The sequence below is a fragment of the Pseudomonas sp. HB05 genome, assembly GCF_016756915.1.
In the GTDB taxonomy this organism is placed as follows: Bacteria; Pseudomonadota; Gammaproteobacteria; order Pseudomonadales; family Pseudomonadaceae; genus Aquipseudomonas; species Aquipseudomonas alvandae.
Genome location: NZ_JAESPG010000015.1, coordinates 112,446 through 119,547, shown reverse-complemented (window position 1 = coordinate 119,547; position 7,102 = coordinate 112,446). Strand labels below are relative to the sequence as shown.

The following is a 7,102-nucleotide window of genomic DNA, read 5'->3' as shown; positions in this document are numbered from 1 at the left end:
CAGAGTGGGTACCTCGCAACGGCTACGGCCTGATCGAGGAGGCAAAAACGGACATGGTGCGTTTCTTCATGTACTACAACCGCACTAGGCTCCACAGCTACAACAACTACCTGTCGCCAATAGCCATGGAGCAAAAAGCGGCATAAACACCGTAATCGGTGTCCGGGATTACTTGACCAGTTCAGCTTGCTCGCGAAGGGGCCAGCACATTCAACATTCATGCAAGCTGATCCACCGCTTTCGCGAGCAAGCTCGCTCCCACAGGGGACCTGAGGTGGGCACCGCATCGGTGAACACCCTGGCAACCTTGCTCGCCATGGCGACCGCACGGCGAGTGCAACCCTTAGAGATACCGCGCCATGATCGCGTCCACCGCGCCTTCCTTGCGCAATTCATCCAAGGCCTTTTGCAACCGGGCAACCACGCCGTCAGGCACGTCCTTGTTCAAGGCCAGGTACAGCTCGGCACTGTTGAAGCGCAGCACGGTCCTGAGATCGCTGACGCCTTCCTGGCGCGCCAGGTAACGTCCAGCGGGGTCGCCGGTAGCCCACAGGTCAATCTGGCCATTGACCAGTTTCCTGGCGTTGTCCTGATCCCGTAATACGACAATCGGCTTGAGCCCTTGCTTGGCCAACGTCTCGGCAATCGCGTCGCCCTTGTAGGCACCAATCCGGTATTGGCGCGCCTGCTCCAGCGAGCCGAGGGCAATCTTGCTATCAGCCTTGGCGAGCATCACCCAGTCGTCTGGCCCGATGGGACCGACCCATTTGAAGAGTTTTTCACGCTCCGGCAGCCGCGCCATCACGAACACACCGTAACCCGGTTTTTCCAACGCGAGTTTGTAGATTCGCTCCCAGGGAAAACGCAGTGTCAGGCTGTAGGTAATGTCGGCGCGCTTGAAAATCTCTCGGACGATGTCCACGGCAATGCCATGGATGTTTTCGTCCTGGGCGAAGTTCTTGCCGTTCTTGGCCATGTTGTACGGGGGGAAGTTTTCCGTCAGCAACACCAGCGATGTTTCAGCGGCGCGGACAGTGCCGGCGAGCAGCAACGTGGCACCGGCAAAGGCAAGAACGAGGCGTTTGAGCATGTCGGGCTACCGCAATCCATGGTGTGCCCAAGAGTGCCTTGGGCCCGCCATGGTGTCCAGCGGTCAGCGAATGCAGATACCACGATGCGCCATGTAGGCCTTGGCTTCCGGCACGGTGTACTCACCGAAGTGAAAGATGCTCGCCGCCAGCACTGCACTGGCATGCCCTTCGAGAATACCGTCGGCCAAGTGCTGCAGGTTGCCGACGCCGCCGGAAGCGATCACCGGGATGCCCAAGGCATCGCTGATCGCGCGCGTGACGCCGAGGTCGAAGCCGTTTTTCATGCCGTCCTGATCCATGCTGGTCAGCAGGATTTCACCGGCACCCAGGCCTTCCATCTTCTTTGCCCACTCGACAGCGTCCAGGCCCGTAGGTTTGCGCCCACCGTGGGTAAAGATTTCCCAGCGTGGGGTTTCGCCCGGGCCGGAGACTTTCTTCGCATCGATGGCCACGACGATGCACTGCGAGCCGAAATGCTGGGCCGCTTCACCGACGAACTCCGGGTTGAACACCGCCGCAGTGTTGATCGACACCTTGTCCGCGCCGGCATTGAGCAGGTTGCGGATGTCCTGCACGGTGCGCACTCCGCCGCCCACGGTCAGCGGGATGAACACCTGGCTGGCCATGCGCTCGACGGTATGCAGCGTGGTATCGCGGCCATCGACGCTGGCCGTGATATCCAGGAAGGTAATCTCGTCGGCACCCTGCTCGTCGTAGCGACGGGCGATTTCCACCGGGTCGCCGGCGTCACGGATGTTCTCGAACTTGACGCCCTTGACCACCCGGCCGTTGTCCACGTCCAGGCAAGGGATGATGCGTTTGGCCAGCGCCATGGTCAGTCCTCAGCCTTTGTACGAATCGCAGAAAGCTTGCGCTTCAGCGACGTCGAGGGTGCCTTCATAGATCGCACGACCGGTGATTGCACCGATGATGCCCGGCGCCTTGGCGTCGAGCAGCGACTTGATGTCACCCAGGTTATGGATACCACCGGAAGCGATCACCGGGATCTTGGTGGCAGCGGCCAGTGCAGCGGTGAACGGCACGTTGCAGCCCTGCATCATGCCGTCTTTGGCGATATCGGTATAAACGATTGAGGACACGCCGTCGGCTTCAAACTGCTTGGCCAGATCGATGACCTGCACGGTGCTGATTTCAGCCCAGCCATCGGTGGCGACGAAACCGTCCTTGGCATCCAGGCCAACGATGATTTTGCCAGGGAACGCGCGACAGGCTTCGGCAACGAAAGCCGGGTCTTTCACAGCCTTGGTGCCGATGATCACGTAGCTCACGCCAGCCTTGACGTAGTGCTCGATGGTTTCCAGCGAGCGAATGCCGCCGCCGATCTGGATCGGCAGGTTCGGGTAGCGCTTGGCGATGGCCGTGACCACTTCACCGTTGACCGGCTGCCCTTCGAAGGCGCCGTTGAGGTCGACCAGATGCAGACGACGGCAGCCGCCCTCCACCCACTTGGCGGCCATGCTCACCGGGTCATCGGAAAACACCGTGGAGTCTTCCATGCGGCCCTGACGCAGACGGACGCAAGCGCCGTCCTTGAGATCGATAGCGGGGATAATTAGCATGCTTTTCCTTCGTCAAAGAGCTGCAAGCTGCAAGCCATAAGCTGCGAGCAGGCACGCGTTCCAATACTTGCAGCTTCAAGCTTGAAGCTTGCCGCTGCTCTAATTCTTCTCAAGCGCCCACAAGTCGCTTTCAATGCTTTCGAACCTTTCTTTAAGGTGCGCCTGCACATCGAAAATCGCCCTGTTGTAATAGTGCGGAGCAATTTCGCGGGTAAACAGGTCAAGAATTTCCGCCGCTTCGAACGAACCCAGGTCCAGTTCGAAACGTTCCTCCATGAACCGCTGGATCTTGCGGTTCGCTTCACTTTCCTGTTCAGGCGTGAGGGTGAGGATCGGCGGTTTCTTGCGGGCCATTACCAGCGACCGTCCCACGCCGCGAAGTTCTGCAGCAATTGCAGGCCATGGGTATGGCTCTTCTCCGGGTGAAACTGCACGGCGAAGCGCGAACCATCGGCCAGGGCCGCGGCGAAATCGACGCCATAGTGACCGCTGCCCACCACCTGCCGCGCATTGCCGGCGGCGATGTAGTAGCTGTGCACGAAGTAGAAGCGCGCCAGGTCCGGGATGTTGTGCCACAGCGGATGATCGACCGTCTGTTTCACTTCGTTCCAGCCCATGTGCGGGACCTTCAAATGTTCGCCGTCTTCATGCAGGCCCTTGCCAAAGAACTTCACCTGGCCGGGAAACATCGAGATGCAATCGACACCGTCGTTTTCTTCGCTGCGCTCGAGCAAGGCTTGCATGCCCACGCAGATGCCGAGGAACGGCCGGTCCTGGCTGACTTCGTGTACCAGCTTGTCGAAGCCCAGGCGACGAATCTCGGCCATGCAATCACGAATCGCACCGACGCCGGGGAACACCACTCGGTCGGCTTCGCGAATCACCTCGGCATCGCTGGTGATCAGCACCTTGCCGGCGCCCACGTGCTCGAGGGCCTTGGCCACCGAGTGCAGGTTGCCCATGCCGTAATCGATAACCGCAACCGTCTGCATTACAGCACGCCCTTGGTGGAAGGCATCTGGCCGGCCATGCGGTCATCGAGCTCGACGGCCATGCGCAGCGCGCGGCCGAAAGCCTTGAACACGGTTTCGATCTGGTGGTGGGTGTTGTGCCCGCGCAGGTTGTCGATGTGCAGGGTCACGTTGGCGTGGTTGACGAAGCCCTGGAAGAATTCCTGGAACAGGTCGACATCGAAGCCGCCGACGGTAGCGCGGGTGTACGGCACGTGCATCTGCAGGCCAGGGCGGCCGGAGAAATCGATGACCACGCGCGACAGCGCTTCATCGAGCGGCACGTAGGCATGGCCGTAGCGACGGATACCCTTCTTGTCGCCGATGGCTTTGGTAAAGGCCTGGCCCAGGGTGATCCCGACATCTTCCACCGTGTGGTGGTCGTCGATATGCAGGTCGCCCTTGCTGACGATATCCAGGTCGATCAGCCCGTGACGGGCGATCTGGTCCAGCATGTGCTCAAGAAAAGGCACGCCGATATCAAACCGGGCCTTTCCGGTGCCATCCAGGTTGATCGAGGCTTTGATCTGGGTTTCCAGAGTGTCGCGCTCGACAGACGCCTTACGTTCGGCCATCACCAGCTCCGCAAAATCATTGGGCGAAAAAGGCAGCCATTATAGGGGCGTGAGCGGCAAACAGAAACAAAAGAGGTGACATCACTGACGGGCTGAAGCCCGCGTGGTCGGGGATAGACATGTGCATACAAGCCTTTGCCCTCACCCAAAACGACTGTGGGAGCGAGCTTGCTCGCGATAGCGGCGCATCAGACGACATCATCGTCAACTGACACACCGCTTTCGCGAGCAAGCCCGCTCCCACGGGGTTGGCCCGTCTCCGACGGATTCGGGCCTATTCACATTGTCGCTTAGTGGAACAACACCGCCGTCTTCTGCAGGGTCACCCACACGCCCCACGCCAACGGAATGCCCACCACCAGCCAGGCGGCGATCGCCAGGGGCTTGGTGCCCGGCGCGGCTTTCCATTCCAGCGAAGTGGTGCTGTCGGCGCCCTTGTCATGGCCCAGCGCCTGTTCGGCGGCCAGTTCGGCGTCGGTCATGAAGTACTTGTCGGCGACCGGACGAACCATCAGGTTGCACAGGAAGCCCAGCACCAGCAGGCCGGCGAGGATGTACAAGGTGATGTCATAGGCCGCGGCGCGTTCAACGCCAATGCTCAGCTGATATTCACGCAGGTAGTTCACCAGCACCGGACCCAGCACGCCTGCTGCCGCCCAGGCCGTCAGCAGGCGACCGTGGATCGCGCCAACCATTTGCGTACCGAACAGGTCCGCCAGGTAGGCCGGCACGGTGGCAAAGCCGCCGCCGTACATCGACAGGATGATGCAGAACGCCGCCACGAACAGCGCGACACTGCCCAGGTGACCCAGGTTCGGGATCAGCGCGTACAGCGCAACACCCAGGGCGAAGAACACGAAGTAGGTATTTTTACGGCCCAGGTAGTCCGAGAAGGACGCCCAGAAGAACCGGCCACCGATGTTGAACAGGCTCAACAGGCCCGTGAAACCGGCCGCGATCGCAGCGATCTGGCCCAGTTGCGCAGCGTCCAGTTGACCAAAAGGCAGGTCGTTGCCGAGCAGTTTGCCGCCGAACACTTCCTGCAACAGTGGCGAAGCCATGCCGAGGATGCCGATACCGGCGGATACGTTCAGGCACAGCACCAGCCAGACCAGACGGAATTGCGGAGTTTTCCAGGCAACGTTCACATGAACGTGGCGATGGGTAATCATCGCGTTCGCGGCTTTTTTCGGTGCCGGGGTCCAGCCTTCAGGCTTCCAGCCGGTTGGCGGGACGCGGTACGACAGGGCGCCACCGATCATGAACACGAAGTAGATCGCAGCCATCACCAGGAAGCTCTGCCATACACCGACCTCGGTCGGCGAAGCGAAATGGCTCATCAACGCGGCCGCCAGTGGAGCACCGACCATCGCGCCGCCACCGAAGCCCATGATTGCCATGCCGGTCGCCATGCCGCGCTTGTCCGGGAACCACTTGATCAGCGTGGACACTGGCGAGATGTAGCCCAGGCCCAGGCCGATACCACCGATCACACCAGAGCCGACCCACATCAGCCAGATCTGGTGGGTATAGATGCCCAGCGCGGAAATCAACAGGCCGCCGCACCAGCACAGGGCCGAGACAACGCCAGCCTTGCGCGGACCGGCGTGTTCCAGCCAGCCGCCCCAGATGGCCGCCGAGCAACCCAGGAAGATGAAGAACAGGGTGTAGATCCAGCCGAGCATCGAGATCGGCCAGTCACATTGGGACGAAAAGATTTGCGAGATAAAACTCATATCCGGTGCACAGGCCACAGGCTTGGTGATACCCAAGGCCTTGGACAGCGGCAACCAGAACACCGAGAAGCCATAGGCCATGCCGATGCAGAGGTGGATGGCCAGCGCGGCCGGTGGAACCAGCCAGCGGTTGAAGCCGGGCTTGGCGATAATGCGTTCCTTGGAGAGGAACGCAGGCTGGTCGGCGACGCCGCCGGCCGTAATGCTTGTGCTCATTGTGTATCCCCCAGTTATTAGAATGGTTCGCCAGCCACACTTCACCCTCAGCCTTCATTGCACGCAGGCATGACTGTATTTTGCAGTGAAGCTCCATTTTAGTGCGACATCACGCCGCAGAAGGACGGACGAACTGACAAAGGTTACCATTTGCTCGTGACAGAAAAACCAAAGTGCTATCACCTTTTTCCTGTCATTCGTCTTATCGCGCCTCTGCCCGCTTTCTGTAGGGGGCCATGCGTTTATTTTTCAGGAATTTCCATGCCCATCGTTGTCGAGCACCTGGAACAAGCCACTCAACAGGACCAGCAGGACCTGCAGAAAATCTATCGGGACGCGCCCGCCTGGCTGTTCGAGCCGTTCAGCGACGCCACGCAATTGATCGCAAGATGCCTGGAGGAAGGTTCGTTGATCGCGGCACGCTTCAATGATCGCCTGCTCGGTGCCGCACGGCTGCAACGGCACCAGAACGCCTGGCGCTTGTCCCACCTATGCGTACGAAATATCACGCGCCGCCGTGGCGTGGCTGAGCGGTTGGTGAGCGAGGCCCGGAGAATGGCCCTGCAGGATAATGCCGAGCTTCGACTCCAGGCGCCTGCCGGGCATCTGGAAGCCCAGGCACTGGCGGCGAAATTGAAATTGCCGCTGGATGTCGACTAGCACACCTGTGGCGAGGGAGCTTGCTCCCGCTGGGAGCGCAGCTCCCCAAAACTGAATCCACGGTGCGCCGGGTATACCGATTCGCCTGGTTTGGGGCCGCTTCGCAGCCCAGCGGGAGCAAGCTCCCTCGCCACGGGGGCCGCGTCTGACCGGTTAACGGCAGGTCGAAAAATCGATCACCCAACGCTCCACCAACCCGGGACGTTATACTCCCAGGCAAAATTTGAACTCAAC

Annotated in this window: 8 protein-coding genes; 1 reads left to right on the top strand and 7 read right to left on the bottom strand. The window is 60.5% G+C overall.

The features are described 5' to 3' along the window. Positions 1–343: 343 nt before the first annotated feature. The 7 genes from JMN22_RS14945 to JMN22_RS14915 form a co-directional block, all read right to left on the bottom strand. Positions 344–1,090, bottom strand: coding sequence for a substrate-binding periplasmic protein (locus tag JMN22_RS14945; RefSeq protein WP_198797090.1), 747 nt, complete (start codon positions 1,088–1,090; stop codon positions 344–346). A gap of 63 nt (positions 1,091–1,153) precedes the next feature. Beyond that, positions 1,154–1,924 (bottom strand): imidazole glycerol phosphate synthase subunit HisF, encoded by a 771-nt coding sequence (gene hisF / locus JMN22_RS14940; RefSeq protein ID WP_003196830.1) that lies wholly within the window; start codon positions 1,922–1,924, stop codon positions 1,154–1,156. 9 nt (positions 1,925–1,933) lie between these two features. Beyond that, the gene (gene hisA / locus JMN22_RS14935; RefSeq protein WP_014336098.1) at positions 1,934–2,671 is read right to left on the bottom strand and encodes a 1-(5-phosphoribosyl)-5-[(5-phosphoribosylamino)methylideneamino]imidazole-4-carboxamide isomerase; all 738 of its coding nucleotides are present in this window, start codon (positions 2,669–2,671) and stop codon (positions 1,934–1,936) included. A 99-nt stretch (positions 2,672–2,770) separates the two neighbouring features. Next, positions 2,771–3,025: a DUF2164 domain-containing protein gene (locus tag JMN22_RS14930; RefSeq protein WP_030141479.1), complete on the bottom strand. Its 255-nt coding sequence runs from the start codon at positions 3,023–3,025 to the stop codon at positions 2,771–2,773. Continuing rightward, positions 3,025–3,663, bottom strand: a complete 639-nt coding sequence (hisH, locus tag JMN22_RS14925; protein WP_030141480.1) for an imidazole glycerol phosphate synthase subunit HisH — start codon at positions 3,661–3,663, stop codon at positions 3,025–3,027. Before hisH ends, JMN22_RS14930 begins: the two co-directional genes overlap by 1 nt. Further along, positions 3,663–4,256, bottom strand: coding sequence for an imidazoleglycerol-phosphate dehydratase HisB (gene hisB / locus JMN22_RS14920; protein WP_003186751.1), 594 nt, complete (start codon positions 4,254–4,256; stop codon positions 3,663–3,665). The genes hisH and hisB overlap by 1 nt, the downstream gene beginning before the upstream one ends. Before the next feature lie 290 nt (positions 4,257–4,546). After that, the gene (locus tag JMN22_RS14915; RefSeq protein WP_198797089.1) at positions 4,547–6,208 is read right to left on the bottom strand and encodes an OFA family MFS transporter; all 1,662 of its coding nucleotides are present in this window, start codon (positions 6,206–6,208) and stop codon (positions 4,547–4,549) included. A 261-nt stretch (positions 6,209–6,469) separates the two neighbouring features. On the opposite strand from JMN22_RS14915, the gene panM reads away from it, so the two are divergent. Continuing rightward, the gene (gene panM, locus JMN22_RS14910) at positions 6,470–6,868 is read left to right on the top strand and encodes an aspartate 1-decarboxylase autocleavage activator PanM (RefSeq protein ID WP_198797088.1); all 399 of its coding nucleotides are present in this window, start codon (positions 6,470–6,472) and stop codon (positions 6,866–6,868) included. The last annotated feature ends 234 nt before the right edge of the window (positions 6,869–7,102 follow it).

Bases quoted from the DNA above. Each gene is read 5' to 3' on its own strand.
- JMN22_RS14945 (WP_198797090.1), bottom strand. From the start codon at position 1,090: ATGCTCAAACGCCTCGTTCTTGCCTTTGCCGGTGCCACGTTGCTGCTC.
- hisF (WP_003196830.1), bottom strand. From the start codon at position 1,924: ATGGCGCTGGCCAAACGCATCATCCCTTGCCTGGACGTGGACAACGGC.
- hisA (WP_014336098.1), bottom strand. From the start codon at position 2,671: ATGCTAATTATCCCCGCTATCGATCTCAAGGACGGCGCTTGCGTCCGT.
- JMN22_RS14930 (WP_030141479.1), bottom strand. From the start codon at position 3,025: ATGGCCCGCAAGAAACCGCCGATCCTCACCCTCACGCCTGAACAGGAA.
- hisH (WP_030141480.1), bottom strand. From the start codon at position 3,663: ATGCAGACGGTTGCGGTTATCGATTACGGCATGGGCAACCTGCACTCG.
- hisB (WP_003186751.1), bottom strand. From the start codon at position 4,256: ATGGCCGAACGTAAGGCGTCTGTCGAGCGCGACACTCTGGAAACCCAG.
- JMN22_RS14915 (WP_198797089.1), bottom strand. From the start codon at position 6,208: ATGAGCACAAGCATTACGGCCGGCGGCGTCGCCGACCAGCCTGCGTTC.
- panM (WP_198797088.1), top strand. From the start codon at position 6,470: ATGCCCATCGTTGTCGAGCACCTGGAACAAGCCACTCAACAGGACCAG.